Consider the following 20591-nt stretch of genomic DNA (forward strand, 5'->3'; position numbering starts at 1 on the left):
CGCCAGCTCGGTCTTGTTCCCGGTCGCCAGCACCAGAGTCCCTCCAGGTTGGACAGTGACATCAGGACCATGCCGCGCCGACGAGTACCGCGACGGCACCGACATGCCGTGCACCGAATCCGGTCCCAGCGCGTCCACCGCCGGCGCCGTCGTCACGGCGGAGTCGATCCCGCCGGAGAACCCGAAGATCACCGAGCGGAACCCGTTCTTGTGCACGTAGTCGCGCAACCCGACGACCAGCGGCGTCCACGGAAACATCAGCCACCAGGTGCTCCACGAACTGCGGCGCCCGCGCGAGCAACGACCCGTCCGCGCCGACCACGAACGAGTCGCCGTCGAAAACCAGGTCGTCCTGCCCGCCGACCTGGTTCGCGTAGACCAGGGGAGCGCCGGCGCCGCGCGACCAGCGGCAGCCGGATGTCGTCCTTGGACCGTTCGTACGGCGAGGCGTTCGGCGACACCACCACGCCGCCGCCGCGTCGCGGGGGCCGGCGTCGTCCACGTCGAGATAGCCCACGCACACGAGCAGCTGGCCGCAACCCGCGTCCGCCAGCGAAACAGCCAACGCCCGCAACGCCGGGCGCGACGCCTCCGCGGAGTTCCCGCGCAACGCGAGGTCCCCGACCGGGTACCCGGTCAGCGACATCTCGGGGAACACGACGACGTGCGCCCCCGGCCTCGGCGGCCTTGCGGGCCCACGTCACGGTGTGCCCCGCGTTGGCCGTGAGGTCGCCGACGGTGGGGTTCACCTGGGCCAGCGCGATCCGGAGCGTGGCCTCATTGTTGGCCACGCCCCGGATGCCCGCTCAGTTCTTCTTGCGCCGCAAGAGGCTGCGCACCTGTCGCAGCGTCTCCTCGAAGCCCGCGTCGAACGGCGCATCGTGCACCAGGTACGTCCAGGTCGAGCTGGCCCGCCGCACGCCGGAGGCCGCGAGGTCGATGCCGTCGTCGCCGATCTCCGCGTCGGCGAGCGTCTCGGCGGACCGCTCCTTGATCGCGGGCACGATCTTGCGGAACTCCGGGATCGCGATGCGGTGGAACTCGTCCAGCGGCGTTTCCCGCGCCAGCGCGCGCAGGTGGATGCTCTCCCGCACGTCGGTGAGGAACGCGAGGTGGTCCGACCACATCTGGTCCAGGTGGTACAGCATGATCTCGCGGCAGACCTGCTTCGCCTTCTCCTCGCCGACCTTCTCGGTCAGCTCGTCGTAGCGCTTCTCGCCGGCCAGCGTCTCCGCGGCCGCGTCGGTCCGGAGCAGTTCGTCGCGGTACTCCAGCAGCTCGCGCCGCTGGTGCTCGATCAGCCGCGTGTAGCGCCAGGTGTTGCGGTGGATCTCCAGGTCCACACCCTCGGCGACGCGCTGCGCGTGGTCGATGTGCCGCTTCGCCGCCGGGTCGGTGATCTCGCCCGTCTCCTCGTCGGCGCTGATGCCGTCCGGCACGTCCGGCGCGTTCGACGTGACCAGCTCGTCGTTCAGGCTCGCGAAGAACACCGCGCTGCCCGGGTCGCCCTGGCGGCCGGACCGGCCGCGCAGCTGACCGTCCAGGCGGCTCGACGGGTACCGCGCGGTGCCGATGACGTGCAGACCGCCCAGCTCGGCGACGCGTTCGCGGTCCTTGCCGTCCGCGCCGCCCAGCCGGATGTCGGTGCCGCGGCCTGCCATCTGGGTGGACACGGTGATCGCGCCGTACTTGCCCGCCTCGGCGATGATCGCGGCTTCCTCGGCGTCGTTACGCGCGTTGAGGACGACGCACGGCAGGTCGGCCTTCGCCAGCTTCTCCGCGAGCTCCTCGGACTCGGCGACGTCCTGCGTCCCGACGAGGATCGGCCGCCCGGTCTCGTGCACCTCGCGGATCTCCTTGACGATCGCGCGCAGCTTGTGCGACGGCGAGGCGAAGATCCGGTCGTCGAGGTCCTCGCGGACATTCGGCTTGTTCGGCGGGATGACCGCCACCTCGAGCTGATAGAACTCGCGCAGCTGCTCGGCGACCGCGACCGCGGTGCCGGTCATGCCGGCGACCTGCGGGTACCGGGCGATCAGCGCCTGCACGGTGATCGAGTCGAGGATCTCGCCGCGGTCGGTGGGCGCGACCTGCTCCTTCGCCTCGACCGCGGCCTGCAGCCCGTCCGGCCAGCGCTGCAGCTCGGCGACCCGGCCGCGGGAGGCGTTGATCAGCTCGACCTTGCCGTCGCGCACCAGGTAGTCGACGTCGCGGGTGAGCAGCGCGTGCGCGTGCAGCGCGACGTTGACCGCCGCCAGCCGCTCGGAGCCGGACTCGCTGTACAGGTCGACGCCGCCGAGGGCCTTCTCCACGACGGACGCGCCTGCCGTGGTCAGCCACGCGTTGCGGCCGTCGGTGTCGGTCTCGTAGTGCAGGCCGAGCCGCAGCCGCCGGACCACGTTGGCGACCTCGGTGTCGGCGATCGCCTGGTCCACCGAACCGGCCATGACCAGCGGGACCCGCGCCTCGTCGACCAGCACCGAGTCGGCCTCGTCGATGATCGCGACCTCGGGGGCGGGCTGGACGACGTCCTCGGCCCGGGTGACGAGCCGGTCGCGCAGCATGTCGAACCCGATCTCGCTGACCGCGCCGTAGGTGACCTCGGCGTCATAGGCCACGCGCCGCTCCTCGCGGGTGAGGCTGCCGTCGACCCAGCCGACCGTGACGCCGAGCAGGTCGTACACCGGCTTCATCCACTCGCCGTCGCGGCGGGCCAGGTAGTCGTTGACGGAGATGACGTGCACGCGCTTGCCCTGCAGCGCGTACCCCGCGGCGGCCAGCGCGCCCGCCAGTGTCTTGCCCTCACCGGTCTGCATCTGCACGACGTGCCCGGACAGCAGGCCCATCGTGCCGAGCAGCTGCACGTCGAACGCGCGCTCGTCCAGCGCCCGCCGCGCGGCTTCGCGGCCGAGCGCGCACAGCTCCACCAGCTGCGGGTCGCCGAGCTCGGCCTCCAGGCGGAGCTTGCCCGCGCGCTCGGTCAGCTCCGCGTCGCTCAGGGCCTCCAGCTCGGGTTCGAGCGCCTCGATGTCCGGCAGCAGCGCCTCGTACTTGGTCAGCTCGACGCTGCCCGGCCGCTCGATGAGCTTGCGCAACCGCTTGCCCATCCGGCTGATCAGTGCTGGCACCCGTGGTCTCCTGTCCTTCTCGCGCGCAACCCACCAGCCAACGAGGTGGCGGTGCACCTGTGTTCCCACTCAGGATGGCACGATCACGACGTGCACTTCCTTCCGCGAGCCAGGTCCCGGTCCATACGAGCCGCCGTCCTCGGCGCCTGCCTGCTGGTGCCGGTCGCGGCCTGCACCTCGCCGGAGCCCACGCCGGCTCCGGCGCCGACGGCGACTACCGAGTCGGCCGGGCCGGCCGGGGTGGTGCCAGCCGGGCTGGAGCGGTTCTACGCCCAGCCGTTGACCTGGGGCGACTGTGCACCTTACGCGACTTCGGACGATGTCAGGTCCGCCTTCAGAGGTAAAGATCTCCAGTGCGCCCGGCTGACCGTGCCGCTGGACTACACGAAGCCGCAGGGCGACACGATCACGATCGGCGTGCTCCGGCACAAGGCGACGGGCGACCGGCTCGGGGCGCTCGTGCTCAACCCGGGCGGCCCCGGCGCGTCCGGCATGTATGCCGCCGCCGGCCTGGCGCCGCAGGTCGCGAGCACCGACATCGGCAAGCGCTTCGACATCGTCGGCTTCGACCCGCGCGGGATCGGTGCCAGCGAACCCGACGTGACCTGCCTGACCGACGCCGAGCGGGACGAGCAGCGCGCCGAGGACCTGGAGGCCGACGGCAGCCCGGCAGGCGTCGCCAAGCAGGACGCCGAGTCCAAGGAGTTCGCCGACAAGTGCGCGGAGCGGACCAAGTTCGGCACCGCGATGCTGGCGAACCTGGGCACCCGCGACGTCGTCAAGGACATGGACGTCCTGCGGTCCGCGCTGGGCGAGGAGAAGCTGACCTACCTCGGCTACTCCTACGGCACGCGGATCGGCTACACCTACGCCGAGACGTTCCCACAGAACGTGCGCGCCATGGTGCTCGACGGCGCGCTGGACCCGGGCCAGGACGAGGTCGAGTCGCTGGTCGCGCAGGGCCAGGGCTTCGGTGTCGCGTTCAACGACTTCGCCAAGTGGTGCGCCGCCCGCCGCGACTGCGCGCTCGGCACCGACCCGGCGCGCGCGACCCAGGCCTTCCAGAACCTGGTGCGGCCGCTGATCGACAACCCGCTCCGCCTCCGCGACGGCCGGGTCCTCAGCTACGACGACGCGACGCTCGGCGCGATCCAGGCGCTGTACTCGCAGCAGTTGTGGGCGCCCCTGAACTCCGGGCTCAACGAGTTGAAGAGCGGCCAGGGCGCCACGTTGATGGCCCTGGCCGACCAGTACAACGAGCGCGACTCCAGCGGCAACTACGCCAACACGCAGGACGCCTTCACCGCGATCCGCTGCGTCGACGACCCGCCAGTGACCGACCGCGCCGAGATCCTCGGGGCGGAGAACCGCTATGACCAGGTGGCGCCCTTCCTCGACGACGGCAGGCCCAACGGCGCCGCGCTGGACCCGTGCGCGTACTGGCCGGTGCCCAACACCTCGGAGCCGCACGAGCCGAACGTCGCGGGCGTGCCGCCGGTCCTGGTGATCTCCACCACGAACGATCCGGCCACCCCGTACCAGGCGGGGGTGAACCTCGCGAAGGCGATGAAGGGCGCGCTGCTGACGTTCGAGGGCACCCAGCACACCGTCTTCCTGCAGGGAGTCGACTGCGTGGACGACATCGGCAGCGCGTACCTGATCGACGGGACCCTGCCCGCGGAAGGCGCGCGCTGTACCTCTCGGTGACCGGACTGGCACGATGTGAACGATGCGTCTTCCTCGCCGACGGAGGCTGTTCGCCGCGGGCCTGCTGGCCGCAGCGCTCACCGCGTGCACCACGCAGACCCCCGCACCGCCGTCGTCACCCTCGCCGGTGGCGGCGGACGTACACGCGCTCGACCGCTTCTACGACCAGCAGCTCGCGTGGGGTGACTGCGCGGCGTACGCGACGGGGCAGCAGAGCGCGGACGCGTTCCGCACGCCCGGGGTGGAGTGCGCCCGGCTGACCGTTCCGCTGGACTACGCGAACCCGCGTGGCGAGACGATCACCGTCGGCGTTCTGCGGCACAGGGCGCTCGACCCGGCGCACCGCATCGGCTCGCTGGTCATGAACCCGGGCGGCCCTGGCGGTTCCGGCATGGAGGCGGCCGCCCGGCTGGTGCCGACGGTGTCGAACAACGCGATCGGCCTGCGGTTCGACTTCGTCGGCTTCGACCCGCGCGGGGTCGGCGCGAGCATGCCGCGCGTGCGGTGCCTGACCGACGCCGAACGCGACGCCGAGCGGGCGAGCAACCCCGGCGCCTCGGACGCCGCGTGGACCGGGCAGGCGACGGACTTCGCGGCGAAGTGCGCCCAGCGCACCGAGCACGGCGAGGCGATGCTGGCGAACGTGGGCACGCGGGACGTGGTCAAGGACCTCGACGTCCTGCGATCCGCGCTGGGCGAGGAGAAGCTGAGCTACCTCGGCTACTCCTACGGCACCCAGATCGGCTACAGCTACGCCGAGGCCTTCCCGCAGCGGGTCCGCGCGTTGCTGCTGGACGGCGCGATCGACCCCGCGGCGAACGACCCGGACTCGCTGGTCGCGCAGGGCGCCGGGTTCTCGCGTGCGTTCGGTGAGTTCGCCGCCGAGTGCGCGCGGCACGACGGCTGCGCGCTGGGCCGCGACCCGGCGAAGGCGGCGGCCGAGTTCCAGAACCTGGTCCAGCCGCTGGTCGGCGCCCCGGCGAAGACCGGCGACGGCAGGCACCTGTCCTACCGGGACGCCATCACGGGCGTGGTCGAGGCGATGTACTCGAGCCAGTCCTGGCCGTTCCTCAACACCGGGCTCGGCTTGCTGCGCGGCGGTGACGGCTCGGTCCTGCTCCGGCTCGCCGACGGCTACTACGAGCGCGACGCCGACGGCCGGTACTCGTCGTTGCAGGACGCCTACTACGCGGTGCGCTGCGTGGACAACCCGCGTGCGGTCGATCCGGCGGTGTCCCGGCAGCGGATGGCCGACGCCGCGCCGTTCCTCGGCTTGGGCCGCCCCGACCAGGGCGAACTAGACGTGTGCGCGTCCTGGCCGGTGCCCAGCACGTCGCAGCCGCACCGGCCGACGGTCACCTCCGCCGCGCCACCGCTGGTCATCTCGACGACCGGCGATCCGGTGACCCCGTACCAGGCGGGCGTCAACCTCGCGAACCTCTTCCGCGGCGGGCTGCTCACCGTCGACGGCACCCAGCACACCGCGTTCCTGCACGGCAACATGTGCGTGGACGTCGCCGGCCTGGACTACCTGGTGGACGGCTCCCAGCCGCCCCCGGGCACCCGCTGCCAGGCCTAACCGCCGGTCGTGGTCCCGACCGGCACGTTCTGGTCGGACAGCGCGAGCTCCAGCTGGATGGCGCCTTCGTTCGGCTGCCGCGGCGGCACCTGGATCCACACGCGCACCAGGTTGCGCGGCTCGGCCTTGGTGACCCAGAACTTGATGTCCACGTCGGCCTGGATGCCGGGGATGACGCTGGAGATGACGTCCTTCGCCAGCTCACCGGTGACCCGGTAGGCCTCGACGCCGAGGACGTCCTCCTTCGTCTCCGTCTTCAGCGCGGTCGCCTCCGACATCAGCTTGGGCAGGCCGCGCTCGGAGTCGAGCAGCGTCATCGGGTTGTAGTCGGCGGGCACCGTGGCCTGCCGCTGCTGGCCCTTGGTGTCGGTGAGGAACAGCGTCTCGCCGACGAGCACGTAGTCCAGCTCGAACCGGTCGGCCGAGGCCTGCACGTCCGCCTGCCCGATCGCGGTGCCGTGGGGCCCGCCGTCCTTGCTGGCCTGCCCCTTGACCTCGCGGATGTCCAGGCCGGGGATGGTCGAGCTGACACTGAAGTCGAACCGCACGCTGCGGATCCCGTTCAGGCTCGTCTCGGCGGCGTCCACGAGCGCACGCCCGTCGGGGAGCGGTTCCTCTGGCGCGGCCGAACAGGCGCTGGACAGCGCCACGACCAGGGCGAGGACACCGGCGGTGCGTCGGCGGGGCATGGGTCCAAGGTAGCGATCAGCGGCGGGCGAAGGTCCGGCGGTATGCCAGTGGTGCGACGCCGATCGCGGCGTTGAGGTGCTGCCGCAGCGACGCCGCGGTGCCCAGTCCCGACTCGGCCGCGACCCGGTCGACGGGCAGATCAGTCGTCTCCAGCAGGTGGCGGGCGTGCAGCACCCGCTGCTGGTTCAGCCAGGCGCGGGGCGACTGCCCGGTCTCCGCGCGGAAGCGGCGGCTGAAGGTGCGCACGCTCATGCCCGCGTGCTTCGCGAGCGCGGCCAGGTCGAGGGGTTCGCCGAGCCGTTCCAGCACCCACGCGCGCGTCGCGGCGGTGCTGCCGTCGGCCTCGGGCAGCGGCTGCTCGATGAACTGCGACTGCCCGCCGTCGCGCCACGGCGGCACGACGCAGTAGCGGGCGACGTGGTTGGCGACCGCGCTGCCGTGGTCGGACCGCACGAGGTGCAGGCACAGGTCCACGCCGGCGGCCAGCCCGGCCGAGGTCAGGACGTCGCCGTCGTCCACGAACAACACGTTCTCGTCCAGGTCGACCCGCGGGTAGAGGCGCCGGAAGGCGGGCGCGTGCGCCCAGTGGGTGGTCGCGCGGCGCCCGTCGAGCACACCGGCTGCGGCCAGCACGAACGCGCCGGTGCAGATCGACACGAGCCGCGCCGACGACGGGATCCGGGCCAGCGCCGCGGCCAGATCGGGCGGCAGCACGCCCTCCTGCCGCGGCCCGTGCGCACGGGTGCCGGGGATGACGACGGTGTCGGCGTCCTCCAGTGCTTCCGGGCCGTGGTCAAGGTGCGCCTCGTACCCGTGGCTGACCCGCACCGGCCGGTCGTCGACCCCGCAGACCCGCACGTCGTAGAGCCGTTCGCCGTCCTGTGTGGCGGTGCCGAACACGAGCGGCGCGATGTTCAGGTCGTACCCGACCACTTCGGAGACCGCGAGGACCACAACCCGGTGCATGGCCGGATTCTTGCACATATTGGCGCTCCGGCCACTCGTCCGGGTGATCGCGATCGGGGAGCATGTACCGGTGACAAGAACGAAGTCGCGCATCCACCCGGCCTGGTTCGTCGCCTTCGCGGCGTTCGTCGCGCTGGTGGGCGCCGCCGGTTTCCGCGCCACCCCGAGCGTGCTGATCGAGCCGCTGCACGAGGAGTTCGGCTGGTCGACGGCAACGATCTCGGCCGCGGTGTCGATCAACCTCCTGCTCTACGGCCTGACCGCGCCGTTCGCCGCGGCACTGATGGAGCGGCTCGGCATGCGCAAGGTCGTGACCGGCGCGCTGGTCTTGGTCGCGGCCGGCAGTGGGCTGACGGTCTTCATGACCGCGAGCTGGCAGCTGCTGCTGTGCTGGGGCGTGCTGGTCGGGCTGGGGACCGGCTCGATGGCGCTGGCGTTCGTCGCGACCGTGACCGCGCGCTGGTTCGTCCGCCACCGCGGCCTGGTCAGCGGCATCCTGACCGCGGCGGGCGCGGCCGGGCAGCTGGTGTTCCTGCCCCTGCTCGCCGCGCTGGCCACGAACGACGGCTGGCGCACCGCGTCGCTGGTGGTCGCGTTCGCCGCGCTGGCCGTCGTGCCGATCACGTTGATGTTCCTGCGCGACCACCCGAGCGAGATCGGGACGACCGCGTACGGCGCGACTGAGCCGGCGGAGGCGCCGCCGCACTCCTCCGGTGCCGCGCGGCGTGCGCTGCAGGTGCTGGGGCAGGCCGCGAAGACGCCCACGTTCTGGTTGCTCGCAGGCGGGTTCGCGATCTGCGGTGCGTCCACCAACGGCCTGGTCGGCACCCACTTCGTGCCGGCCGCACACGAGCACGGGATGCCGGCGACCACGGCCGCTTCGCTGCTCGCGCTGGTGGGCATCTTCGACGTGGCCGGCACGATCGCCTCCGGCTGGTTCACCGACCGCGTCAACCCGCGGATCCTGCTCGGCGTGTACTACTTCCTGCGTGGTGGGTCGCTCATCCTGCTGCCGCAGCTGTTCGCGCCCACCACCGAGCCGCCGATGTGGGCGTTCATCATCTTCTACGGACTGGACTGGGTCGCCACGGTGCCGCCGACGGTGGCGCTGGCCCGTGAGCACTTCGGCCTGAGCGGTCCCATCGTGTTCGGCTGGGTCTTCGCGTCCCACCAGGTCGGCGCGTCGATCGCCGCGGTGGGGGCCGGCCTGATCCACGACCACGCCGGGAGTTACGACCTCGCGTGGTACATCTCGGGCGGTCTGTGCGCGCTGGCTGCGGTGATGTCGCTGGTCATTCCCTCCGTCAGGGCAACAGCGGAACCACGAAACATGCCGTTAACACGCCATGCGTAGGGTGCGGCCATGGATCGCCAGCAGGAGTTCGTGCTGCGCACGCTGGAAGAACGTGACATCCGGTTCGTCCGTCTGTGGTTCACCGACGTCCTCGGTTTCCTGAAGTCGGTGGCGGTGGCCCCCGCCGAGCTCGAGGGCGCCTTCAGCGACGGGATCGGGTTCGACGGATCGGCCATCGAAGGCTTCGCGCGCGTCTACGAATCGGACATGGTCGCGAAGCCCGACCCGTCGACGTTCCAGGTGCTGCCCTGGGAGACCCCGGAGGGCGGGCACTACTCGGCGCGGATGTTCTGCGACATCGCGATGCCCGACGGGTCGCCGTCCTGGGCAGACCCCCGGCACGTGCTGCGGCGCCAGTTGTCGAAGGCTGGGGAGGCCGGGTTCACCTGCTACGTGCACCCGGAGATCGAATTCTTCCTGCTCTCGTCGTTGCCGTCGGACGGCAGCGAGCCCGAGCCCGCCGACAACGGCGGGTACTTCGACCAGGCCAGCCACGCGACCGCGACGCACTTCCGCCGCCACGCCATCGAGGCGCTGGAGGCGATGGGCATTTCGGTGGAGTTCAGCCACCACGAGGGCGCGCCGGGGCAGCAGGAGATCGACCTGCGCTACGCCGACGCGCTGACCATGGCCGACAACGTCATGACGTTCCGGTACGTGGTCAAGGAGGTCGCGCTGACCCAAGGGGTTCGTGCGACGTTCATGCCGAAACCGTTCACCGAGCAGCCCGGCTCGGGGATGCACACGCACGTGTCGTTGTTCGAGGGCGACCGCAACGCGTTCCACAACCCGGAAGACCCGTACGAGCTGTCCGAGACTGGCAAGGCCTTCGTGGCCGGCCTGCTCCACCATGCGCGGGAGATCTCCGCGGTGACCAACCAGTGGGTGAACTCGTACAAGCGGTTGATCAGCGGGGGAGAGGCGCCGACCACGGTGTCGTGGGGCCGCGCGAACCGCTCCGCGCTGGTGCGGGTGCCGAACTACTCGCCGGGGAAGGCGTCGTCGCGACGGGTCGAGATCCGCACGATCGACTCCGCCTGCAACCCCTACCTGGCGTACTCGGTCGTGATCGCCGCCGGGTTGAAGGGGATCGAGAAGGGCTACGAGCTGCCGCCGGCGGCCGAGGACAACATCTGGTCGATGAGCGACGCCGAGCGCCGCGCGGCCGGGTACGACCAGCTGCCGCAGAACCTGGGCGAGGCCCTCGCCGAGATGGAGAAGTCCGAGCTGCTGCCCGACGCGCTCGGCGAGCACGTCTACGACTTCTTCCTCCGGAACAAGCGCGCCGAGTGGGACGCCTACCGGCGCTCGGTCACGCCGTACGAGCTCAAGACGCTCCTACCGGTGCTCTGACCAGGGGAAATGCCGTTAAGGGACCCCCCTGTTTCAGGGGGGTTCCGGGGCATGTAATCTTCTCTTCGTCGCCAGGGAGACCGGGACGACGGGGCCGAAAGCCCCGGCGGACGGGCCAGGGTCGGGCGGTGTTGACACCGCGAACCGAACCGGGTAAAGTTCTTGGTCGGCCCGCGGGTGGGTCGCCAACCACTACTACTAAACCAGTAGGGTTGCTGACGCCCTCCGCGAGAACAAGAAAGCTTTGTAGAAGCAGCAGCTTCGTGTTGTTTGAGAACTCAACAGTGTATTGATGAGCTAAAGCCAGTTGATTAGCTAGAACCCTTTGTGGGTTCCTTTGAGGCTATGAGAATAGCCGGGTTTGATTTTCTGACATTGTTGGAGAGTTTGATCCTGGCTCAGGACGAACGCTGGCGGCGTGCTTAACACATGCAAGTCGAACGCTGAAGCATCTTCGGGTGTGGATGAGTGGCGAACGGGTGAGTAACACGTGGGTAACCTGCCCTGTACTTTGGGATAAGCCCTGGAAACGGGGTCTAATACCGAATATGACCTGTCGAGGCATCTCGGTGGGTGGAAAGTTTCGGCGGTACGGGATGGGCCCGCGGCCTATCAGCTTGTTGGTGGGGTAGTGGCCTACCAAGGCGACGACGGGTAGCCGGCCTGAGAGGGTGACCGGCCACACTGGGACTGAGACACGGCCCAGACTCCTACGGGAGGCAGCAGTGGGGAATATTGCACAATGGGCGGAAGCCTGATGCAGCGACGCCGCGTGAGGGATGACGGCCTTCGGGTTGTAAACCTCTTTCGCCAGGGACGAAGCGTAAGTGACGGTACCTGGAGAAGAAGCACCGGCTAACTACGTGCCAGCAGCCGCGGTAATACGTAGGGTGCAAGCGTTGTCCGGAATTATTGGGCGTAAAGAGCTCGTAGGCGGCTTGTCGCGTCTGCTGTGAAAATCCGGGGCTTAACTCCGGACCTGCAGTGGATACGGGCAGGCTTGAGTTCGGTAGGGGAGACTGGAATTCCTGGTGTAGCGGTGAAATGCGCAGATATCAGGAGGAACACCGGTGGCGAAGGCGGGTCTCTGGGCCGATACTGACGCTGAGGAGCGAAAGCGTGGGGAGCGAACAGGATTAGATACCCTGGTAGTCCACGCTGTAAACGTTGGGCGCTAGGTGTGGGCGACTTCCACGTTGTCCGTGCCGTAGCTAACGCATTAAGCGCCCCGCCTGGGGAGTACGGCCGCAAGGCTAAAACTCAAAGGAATTGACGGGGGCCCGCACAAGCGGCGGAGCATGTGGATTAATTCGATGCAACGCGAAGAACCTTACCTGGGCTTGACATGCACTGGAAACCGGCAGAGATGTCGGCCCCCTTGTGGCCGGTGTGCAGGTGGTGCATGGCTGTCGTCAGCTCGTGTCGTGAGATGTTGGGTTAAGTCCCGCAACGAGCGCAACCCTTGTCCTGTGTTGCCAGCGCGTAATGGCGGGGACTCGCGGGAGACTGCCGGGGTCAACTCGGAGGAAGGTGGGGATGACGTCAAGTCATCATGCCCCTTATGTCCAGGGCTTCACACATGCTACAATGGCTGGTACAGAGGGCTGCGATACCGTGAGGTGGAGCGAATCCCTTAAAGCCGGTCTCAGTTCGGATCGCAGTCTGCAACTCGACTGCGTGAAGTCGGAGTCGCTAGTAATCGCAGATCAGCAACGCTGCGGTGAATACGTTCCCGGGCCTTGTACACACCGCCCGTCACGTCATGAAAGTCGGTAACACCCGAAGCCCATGGCCCAACCCCTTGTGGGAGGGAGTGGTCGAAGGTGGGACTGGCGATTGGGACGAAGTCGTAACAAGGTAGCCGTACCGGAAGGTGCGGCTGGATCACCTCCTTTCTAAGGAGCAATTCACTTCCATCCCTTGGGGATGGAGTGGCTGAGTCTAGTGCCCGAGTGTGGTGCTGCTCAGACGCTCAAGGAATTGTGGACGGCTGGCTGATGCTCATCGGGGGATGGAGGTTCTGGTTTAGTACTGTCGGTAACGGCGTGGAACGACTGGAGCGAAGTCCGCTGGTGGGTGCTTGTTGGTACGCTGTTGGGTCCTGAGGCAACACGGTGTGTTGTTTCTGGGTGTGGTGTTTGAGAATTGCAGAGTGGATGCGAGCATCTTTGTGGTCAAGTTGTTAAGGGCACATGGTGGATGTCTTGGCATCAGGAGCCGATGAAGGACGTGGGAGGCTGCGATAAGCCTCGGGGAGCTGTCAACCGAGCTGTGATCCGAGGGTGTCCGAATGGGGAAACCCAGCACCTGTTATGAGGTGTTACCCGTACCTGAATATATAGGGTACGTGGGGGGAACGCGGGGAAGTGAAACATCTCAGTACCCGTAGGAAGAGAAAACACTAGTGATTCCGTGAGTAGTGGCGAGCGAAAGCGGAGGAGGCTAAACCGTGCGCATGTGATACCTGTCAGGGGTTGTGTGTGCGGGGTTGTGGGACCTGCCTTCCAGGAGCTGACACTCCTGGCACGATGCTGCATGGCTAGTGGAACCGCCTGGGATGGTGGACCGGAGTGGGTGAGAGTCCCGTACGCGAAAGCTGTGTTGGTGTGGTGTGGTGGTGTTCCCGAGTAGCAGCGAGCTCGTGGAATTTGCTGTGAATCTGCCGGGACCACTCGGTAAGCCTAAATACTTCCTGGTGACCGATAGCGGACGAGTACCGTGAGGGAAAGATGAAAAGTACCCCGGGAGGGGAGTGAAAGAGTACCTGAAACCGTGTGCCTACAAGCCGTCAGGGCCATCTTTGTGATGGTGATGGCGTGCCTTTTGAAGAATGAGCCTGCGAGTTAGTGCTGCGTGGCGAGGTTAACCCGTGTGGGGTAGCCGTAGCGAAAGCGAGTCTGAATAGGGCGTGTGAGTCGCGTGGTCTAGACCCGAAGCGGAGTGATCTACCCATGGCCAGGCTGAAGCGAGGGTAAGACCTCGTGGAGGGCCGAACCCACCAGGGTTGAAAACCTGGGGGATGAGTTGTGGGTAGGGGTGAAAGGCCAATCAAACTCCGTGATAGCTGGTTCTCCCCGAAATGCATTTAGGTGCAGCGTCGCATGTTTCGTGGTGGGGGTAGAGCTACTGGATGGCCTAGGGGCCTTACCGGGTTACCGAAGTCAACCAAACTCCGAATACCATCACGTGAGAGTGCGGCAGTGAGACGGCGGGGGATAAGCTTCGTCGTCGAGAGGGAAACAGCCCAGAACACCGGCTAAGGCCCCTAAGTGTGTGCTTAGTGGGAAAGGATGTGGGGTCGCTGAGACAACCAGGAGGTTGGCTTAGAAGCAGCCACCCTTGAAAGAGTGCGTAATAGCTCACTGGTCAAGTGGTCCTGCGCCGATAATGTAGCGGGGCTGAAGTACACCGCCGAAGCCGTGTCAATAACACATTACATCGGTTTTCATCTTCGGGTGATTATCTAGTGGTGTTGTTGGGTAGGGGAGCGTCCTGCATCCAGGGAAGCGGCCGTGGAAGCGAGTCGTGGAGGGTGTGGGAGTGAGAATGCAGGCATGAGTAGCGAATGCAGAGTGAGAAACTCTGCCGCCGGATGACCAAGGGTTCCTGGGTCAAGTTAATCTGCCCAGGGTAAGTCGGGACCTAAGGCGAGGCCGACAGGCGTAGTCGATGGACAACGGGTTGATATTCCCGTACCCGCGTATGTTCGCCCATGATGAGGCGCATGATACTAACCGCCCTGAACTGTGAGGCTCTTCGGAGTTGATCGGGGACGCGCGGGACCTGAGTGTGTAGTAGTCAAGCGATGGGGTGACGCAGGAAGGTAGCTCCGCCAGTGAGTGGTTGTACTGGTGTAAGCGTGTAGCCTGGGACATAGGCAAATCCGTGTCCCGTTGAGGGTGAGACGTGATGCGTAGCCGTTGAGGCGAAGTAGGGTGATCCTCTGCTGCCGAGAAAAGCCTCTAGCGAGAACATGTGCGGCCCGTACCCCAAACCGACACAGGTGGTCAGGTAGAGAATACTAAGGCGGTCGGGTGAACTGTGGTTAAGGAACTCGGCAAAATGCCCCCGTAACTTCGGGAGAAGGGGGGCCAAAGCACTTGAAGCCCTTTGCGGGCTAGGGTGAGTTGGCCGCAGAGACCAGCGGAAAGCGACTGTTTACTAAAAACACAGGTCCATGCGAAGTCGTAAGACGAGGTATATGGACTGACGCCTGCCCGGTGCTGGAACGTTAAGAGGACCGGTTAGCTCCCTTTGGGGGCGAAGCTGAGAATTTAAGCGCCAGTAAACGGCGGTGGTAACTATAACCATCCTAAGGTAGCGAAATTCCTTGTCGGGTAAGTTCCGACCTGCACGAATGGCGTAACGACTTTCCGGCTGTCTCAACCACAGGCCCGGTGAAATTGCACTACGAGTAAAGATGCTCGTTACGCGCGGCAGGACGGAAAGACCCCGGGACCTTTACTATAGCTTGGTATTGGTTTTCGGTTCGGCTTGTGTAGGATAGGTGGGAGACTGTGAAGCGGGGACGCTAGTTCTCGTGGAGTCGTTGTTGAAATACCACTCTGGTCGGATTGGGAATCTAACCTAGGGCCCTGATCGGGTTCAGGGACAGTGCCTGGTGGGTAGTTTAACTGGGGCGGTTGCCTCCTAAAAGGTAACGGAGGCGCCCAAAGGTTCCCTCAGCCTGGTTGGCAATCAGGTGTTGAGTGTAAGTGCACAAGGGAGCTTGACTGTGAGACTGACGGGTCGAGCAGGTGCGAAAGCAGGGACTAGTGATCCGGCATCTCCTGGTGGAAGGGATGTCGCTCAACGGATAAAAGGTACCCCGGGGATAACAGGCTGATCTTGCCCAAGAGTCCATATCGACGGCATGGTTTGGCACCTCGATGTCGGCTCGTCGCATCCTGGGGCCGGAGTAGGTCCCAAGGGTTGGGCTGTTCGCCCATTAAAGCGGCACGCGAGCTGGGTTTAGAACGTCGTGAGACAGTTCGGTCCCTATCCGCCGCGCGCGTAGGAGACTTGAGGAAGGCTGTCCCTAGTACGAGAGGACCGGGACGGACGAACCTCTGGTATGCCAGTTGTCACGCCAGTGGCATGGCTGGTTAGCTACGTTCGGAAGGGATAACCGCTGAAGGCATCTAAGCGGGAAGCCTGTTCCTAGATGAGGTCTCCCACCCCTTTGTGGGTTAAGGCCCCCAAGAGACGATTGGGTTGATAGGCCAGACATGGACGCACAGTAATGTGTTTTTGAGTGGACTGGTACTAATAGGCCGAGGACTTGCCCACAAAGCTGCTACGCATCCGCTCTGCAACTCTGAAACACCACACCAGTTGGAACATCTCTGGTGTTGTTTCGGAGAGTTTCGGTGGTTATGGCGGTAGGGAAACGCCCGGTCCCATTCCGAACCCGGAAGCTAAGCCTGCCAGCGCCGATGGTACTGCACCCCCGCGGGTGTGGGAGAGTAGGACACCGCCGAACACAACTTCACAAATAAGCCCAGGGGCTCGGTCGAGAACATCGCGTTCTCCCGAGCCCCTGGGCGTTTTTGTGCCCTTATCCTGGACGCATGACGCGCCTCCTGGTCCTGCAACCCGACCCGTCCGATCCGATCGGACCCCTCGGCGACTGGCTCACCGCGGCCGGCGCGGAAACCGACCTCCGGCGCCTGCCCGAGGACCCGCTCCCCGGCACCCTCGACGGGTACCAGGGACTCATCTGCCTCGGCGGCGGCATGAACGCCGAAGACGACACCAAACACCCCTGGCTCGCCGACGTCCGGGCGCTCCTCGCGACGGCGGCCCGCACCCGCCTGCCGACGCTCGCGATCTGCCTCGGCGCCCAGCTCCTCGCCGTCGCCACCGGCGGGCGCGTGGAACCGGGCGAATCCGGTCCCGAGGTCGGGGCGGCGCTCGTGGCCAAGAAGGACGCGGCCTGGACCGACCCCCTCTTCGCCGACCTCCCCCTCATGCAGGACGTCATGCACTTCCACGAGGACGTCATCACGCACCTGCCCCGTGGCGCCGTCCTGCTCGCATCCGCTCCCAAGTACCCCAACCAGGCCTTCCGCCTGGACCGCTGCGCCTACGGCATCCAGTTCCACATTGAGACCACCACGCAGGTCGTCCAGGCCTGGGCCGATGAGGCGCCCCAGATGGCGGCGACCCGCCCGGCGAGCGCGTTCGACACCGAAACTCTCGATCGCAACCACACCGACATCGCCGAGACCTGGCAGCCCTTTGCCACCAGGTTCGTCCGGCTGGCTGAAGGTGCCCTCGAGAGCGCCCCACCGGCGTCTCTTCCGCTCACGTGATTGACGACGACCCAGCCCGGCACGGCTACGGTGGACCCTGATGGCAGAGCAGTCACGAGGGGCTGGATCCCCTGCGCGCTACGGCTTCACCGACGATCGTGCCGAGGAGCACCTCCGCGCCGCCGGCTGGTGGACCGACACCGGGCCCGCCCGGGAAGCGCTGGACATCCTCGTCGCCCTGTCCCGCAGCGCCGATCCCGACCTGGCCTTGCGCAGTCTCGACCGCATCCGGGAGACCGACGAGCAGGGCTGGCCCGCGCTGACCGCCGCCCTGCGCGACAACCGGACGCTGCGCGGCCGGCTGGTCGGTGTCCTCGGCACGTCGAGCGCGCTCGGTGACTTCCTCGTCGGCCACCCCGGCGAATGGACCCGCCTCGCCGCCGACAAGTGCACCGACGCCGACTGCTACGCCGACACCATGCTCGACGCCGTCCGCGAGGACGGCGAGATCCGCACGGGCGCCCCGGCGGAGAACGCCCTGCGCACCGCCTACCGCGGCCTGCTCCTCGAAATCGCCGGCACCGACCTAGGACACCTCGTCGAGGGCAAGCTCGACCGGCCCCGCTACGCGGATGTCGCCCAGCAGCTCACGCTCCTCGCCGAAGCGGCGCTCGTCACCGGTCTCGAGATCGCGCAGGCCGAGCAGGCGCCCAAGGGACTCGGCGACACCCGCCTGGCGGTCATCGCCATGGGCAAGTGCGGCGGCCGCGAACTCAACTACGTCAGCGACGTCGACGTCATCTTCGTCGGCGAGGGCGACCTGCAGCTCGCCACCCGTCTCGCCAGCACGATGATGCGCATCGTCGGCAAGGCGTGCTTCGAGGTCGACGCGGCTCTCCGCCCCGAGGGCAAGCAGGGCGCGCTCGTCCGCACGCTCGAAGGCCACACCGCCTACTACGCGAAGTGGGCGCGCACCTGGGAGTTCCAGGCCCTCCTCAAGGCCCGCCCGGTCGCCGGGGACGCCGACCTCGGCAACCAGTACGCCGAGATGGTCACCTCCATGGTGTGGTCGGCCGCCGAGCGGGAGAACTTCGTCGCCGACGTCCAGCAGATGCGCAGGCGGGTCGAGGGGCACGTGCCGTCCGAGCTCGCCGAGCGTGAGCTGAAGCTCGGCCGCGGTGGTCTGCGGGACGTCGAGTTCGCGGTCCAGCTGCTCCAGCTCGTCCACGGCCGGGCCGATCCCAACCTGCGGTCGCCGTCCACCGTCGAGGCGCTGGCGGCGCTCGGCTCGGGTGGCTACGTCGGCCGCAGCGACGCGGCCGAGCTGGAGATGTCCTACGAGTTCCTGCGAACGGTCGAGCACCGGCTGCAGTTGCGCCGCCTGCGCCGCACCCACCTGTTCCCGGACTTCAACGACTCGGACGAGCTGCGCGTGCTCGGCCGGGCGATCGGCATCCGCCCCGAGATGGCCCGCGGCGAGGGCGAGATCCTGCTCGTCGAGTTCCGCCGCCACAACCAGCGGATCCGCCGGCTGCACGAGAAGCTCTTCTACCGCCCGCTGCTGCAGTCCGTGGCCAGTGTGTCCACTGAGGACCTCCGCCTCACCACGAAGCAGGCCGCGCAACGCCTCGCGGCTCTCGGTTACGCGGCGCCCGACGGCGCGCTGCAGCACATCCGGGCCCTCACCTCCGGTGTATCGCGCCGGGCCGCAATCCAGAAGGCGCTGCTCCCCGTCCTGCTCGACCTGCTCGCCGACACCCCGGACCCGGACGGCGGGCTGCTCGCGTACCGGAAGGTGTCCGAGGCGCTGGAGGAAACCCCGTGGTACCTGCGGGTGCTGCGGGACGAGGGCGCGGTCGTCGAACGGCTGGCGTCCCTGCTCGGCACGTCGAAGCTGGTGCCTGACCTTCTGGTGCGCGCGCCCGAGGTCCTGCAACTGCTCGGCGACCCTGCGCGGCTGACCGGCCGGACGCCCGCCGAGGTCGCGAAGTCGCTGCGGGCGACCGTGCGCCGCCAGCCCGGGCTCAACGCGGCGGTGGCGGCGGCGCGGTCGTTGCGGCGCCACGAGATCCTGCGCGTCGCCGCGGCCGACCTGCTCGGCCTGCTGGACGTGCGCGAGGTGTGCGAGGCGCTGTCCTCGGTGTGGGTCGCCGTGTTGCAGAGCGCGTTGTCCGCGGCGATCCGCAAGCGCTGTGCCGAGCTGGGTGGCGAGGCGGCGAAGATCGCTGTGATCGGCATGGGGCGGCTGGGTGGCGCCGAGCTGGGCTACGGCTCGGACGCCGACGTCCTCTTCGTCTGCGAGCCCGCCGAGGGCGTATCCGACGGCGACGCCGTGCGCTACGCGTCCTCGGTCGCCGAGACGGTGCGCAAGATGCTCGGCGCCCCGAGCGCGGACCCGCCCCTGCAGGTGGACGCCGACCTGCGGCCGGAGGGGCGCGGTGGTCCGCTGGTGCGCACGCTCGACTCGTACCGGGCGTACTACGCGCGCTGGGGCGAGGTCTGGGAGACGCAGGCGCTGCTGCGTGCCCGGTTCGTCGCCGGTGACGCGGACCTGGGGGAGCGCTTCATCGAGATGATCGACCCGATCCGCTACCCGGACGGCGGGCTGGACGCGTCCCGCGCCCGCGAGGTGCGGCGGATGAAGGCGCGGGTGGACACCGAGCGGATGCCGCGCGGAGCCGATCCGACCCTGCACACCAAGCTCGGCCGGGGCGGACTGGCCGACGTCGAGTGGACGGTGCAGCTCTTCCAGTTGCGGCACGCGTTCGAGGTCCCGGACCTGCGGACCACCTCGACCCCGCGAGCGCTCGCCGCGCTGGCCGAGGCCGGCCTGGCCGAACCGGAGGACACCGCCTCGCTCACCGAGGCCTGGCTGCTCGCGACTCGGGTGCGCAACGCCGCGATGCTGGTCCGCGGCAAGGCCGTCGACCAGGTGCCCAGCTCGGGCCGCGACCTGGCCGCGGTCGCGCGCATCCTTGGGCAGAGCGCCGACGACGACCCGGGCGAGTTCCTCGACTCCTACCGCCGCACCACCCGGCGGGCGCACGCCGTCGTCGAGAGGCTCTTCTACGAGGCCTGACGTGGCGAACGTCCCAACCCGCGGAGGCCCGACTCCCGCTTACAGTGGATCCGTGACTGAGCGCGAACCGTTCCGGGTGGAGATCAAGGTCAGGCACTACGAGCTGGACACGCTCGGCCACCTCAACCACGCGGTGTACCACTCCTACGGCGAGGTCGCGCGCATCGAGGCGATGGAGCTCGCCGGCGGCGGCAAGCTGCGTGAGGAGAACGTGTCGCCCGTGCTGCTGGAGTCGCACATCGTCTTCCGCCGCGAGATCCGCGGCGGCGAAACCGTCTACGCGACGTGCGACGCGAAGTTCGGCACCGGCAAGACGTTCCGGATGACCAACAACATCCTCAAGGCCGACGGCACGCTGTCCGCGGAGATCACCAGCACCCTCGGGCTGATGGACCTCGAGCGCCGCAAGCTGGTCGAGGACCCGCGCGGGCGCTTCGAACGCGCCGGGGTCGACTTGTCGGTCCTCGGCGCCGAGTAGCGC

Annotated in this window: 10 protein-coding genes, 3 rRNA genes and 1 pseudogene; 10 read left to right on the forward strand and 4 right to left on the reverse strand. The window is 67.7% G+C overall.

The annotated features are described in order from the left end of the window. Both AMETH_RS39005 and secA2 read right to left on the reverse strand, forming a co-directional pair. Nucleotides 1-791, reverse strand: a pseudogene (locus AMETH_RS39005) (nitrilase-related carbon-nitrogen hydrolase); the annotation flags it as partial. Between the two features lie 15 nt (nt 792-806). Next, complete coding sequence (secA2, locus tag AMETH_RS05460) at nt 807-3128, reverse strand: accessory Sec system translocase SecA2 (RefSeq protein WP_026153836.1); 2322 nt, start codon at nt 3126-3128, stop codon at nt 807-809. 156 nt (nt 3129-3284) lie between these two features. Between secA2 and AMETH_RS05465 the strand changes: the two genes are divergently transcribed. Beyond that, entirely contained in the window at nt 3285-4835 is a 1551-nt protein-coding gene (locus AMETH_RS05465; RefSeq protein ID WP_026153837.1) for an alpha/beta hydrolase, read from the forward strand. A 22-nt stretch (nt 4836-4857) separates the two neighbouring features. Next, nucleotides 4858-6414 carry an alpha/beta hydrolase gene (locus tag AMETH_RS05470; RefSeq protein ID WP_051079495.1) on the forward strand — a complete coding sequence of 519 codons (1557 nt, stop codon included), beginning with the start codon at nt 4858-4860 and terminating at the stop codon, nt 6412-6414. Here the strand turns inward: AMETH_RS05470 and AMETH_RS05475 are convergent. Next, a complete protein-coding gene (locus tag AMETH_RS05475; RefSeq protein WP_017987053.1) occupies nt 6411-7103 on the reverse strand; it encodes an LppX_LprAFG lipoprotein in 693 nt (230 codons plus the stop codon). The two genes, AMETH_RS05470 and AMETH_RS05475, sit on opposite strands and share 4 nt — an antisense overlap. Before the next feature lie 16 nt (nt 7104-7119). After that, complete coding sequence (locus tag AMETH_RS05480; RefSeq protein WP_081617746.1) at nt 7120-8070, reverse strand: GlxA family transcriptional regulator; 951 nt, start codon at nt 8068-8070, stop codon at nt 7120-7122. Between AMETH_RS05480 and AMETH_RS05485 the strand changes: the two genes are divergently transcribed. The 8 genes from AMETH_RS05485 to AMETH_RS05520 all read left to right on the forward strand — a co-directional run bounded on the left by AMETH_RS05485 (nt 8069) and on the right by AMETH_RS05520 (nt 20588). Next, the gene (locus tag AMETH_RS05485) at nt 8069-9424 is read left to right on the forward strand and encodes an MFS transporter (protein ID WP_410468228.1); all 1356 of its coding nucleotides are present in this window, start codon (nt 8069-8071) and stop codon (nt 9422-9424) included. The two genes, AMETH_RS05480 and AMETH_RS05485, sit on opposite strands and share 2 nt — an antisense overlap. Nucleotides 9425-9433: 9 nt before the next feature. Then, entirely contained in the window at nt 9434-10777 is a 1344-nt protein-coding gene (gene glnA / locus AMETH_RS05490; protein ID WP_017987056.1) for a type I glutamate--ammonia ligase, read from the forward strand. Between the two features lie 375 nt (nt 10778-11152). Next, nucleotides 11153-12672 (forward strand): 16S ribosomal RNA (locus tag AMETH_RS05495). Nucleotides 12673-12949: 277 nt separating this feature from the next. Beyond that, nucleotides 12950-16066 (forward strand): 23S ribosomal RNA (locus AMETH_RS05500). Between the two features lie 76 nt (nt 16067-16142). Further along, nucleotides 16143-16259, forward strand: a 5S ribosomal RNA gene (gene rrf / locus AMETH_RS05505). Together the 16S, 23S and 5S rRNA genes form the textbook arrangement of a ribosomal RNA operon. Before the next feature lie 88 nt (nt 16260-16347). Further along, complete coding sequence (locus tag AMETH_RS05510) at nt 16348-17091, forward strand: type 1 glutamine amidotransferase (RefSeq protein ID WP_017987057.1); 744 nt, start codon at nt 16348-16350, stop codon at nt 17089-17091. 40 nt (nt 17092-17131) lie between these two features. Continuing rightward, the gene (locus tag AMETH_RS05515) at nt 17132-20110 is read left to right on the forward strand and encodes a bifunctional [glutamine synthetase] adenylyltransferase/[glutamine synthetase]-adenylyl-L-tyrosine phosphorylase (protein WP_017987058.1); all 2979 of its coding nucleotides are present in this window, start codon (nt 17132-17134) and stop codon (nt 20108-20110) included. Between the two features lie 52 nt (nt 20111-20162). Further along, nucleotides 20163-20588 carry an acyl-CoA thioesterase gene (locus tag AMETH_RS05520; RefSeq protein WP_017987059.1) on the forward strand — a complete coding sequence of 142 codons (426 nt, stop codon included), beginning with the start codon at nt 20163-20165 and terminating at the stop codon, nt 20586-20588. Nucleotides 20589-20591 lie beyond the last annotated feature (3 nt).

The sequence above is a fragment of the Amycolatopsis methanolica 239 genome (assembly GCF_000739085.1).
In the GTDB taxonomy this organism is placed as follows: domain Bacteria; phylum Actinomycetota; class Actinomycetes; order Mycobacteriales; family Pseudonocardiaceae; genus Amycolatopsis_E; species Amycolatopsis_E methanolica.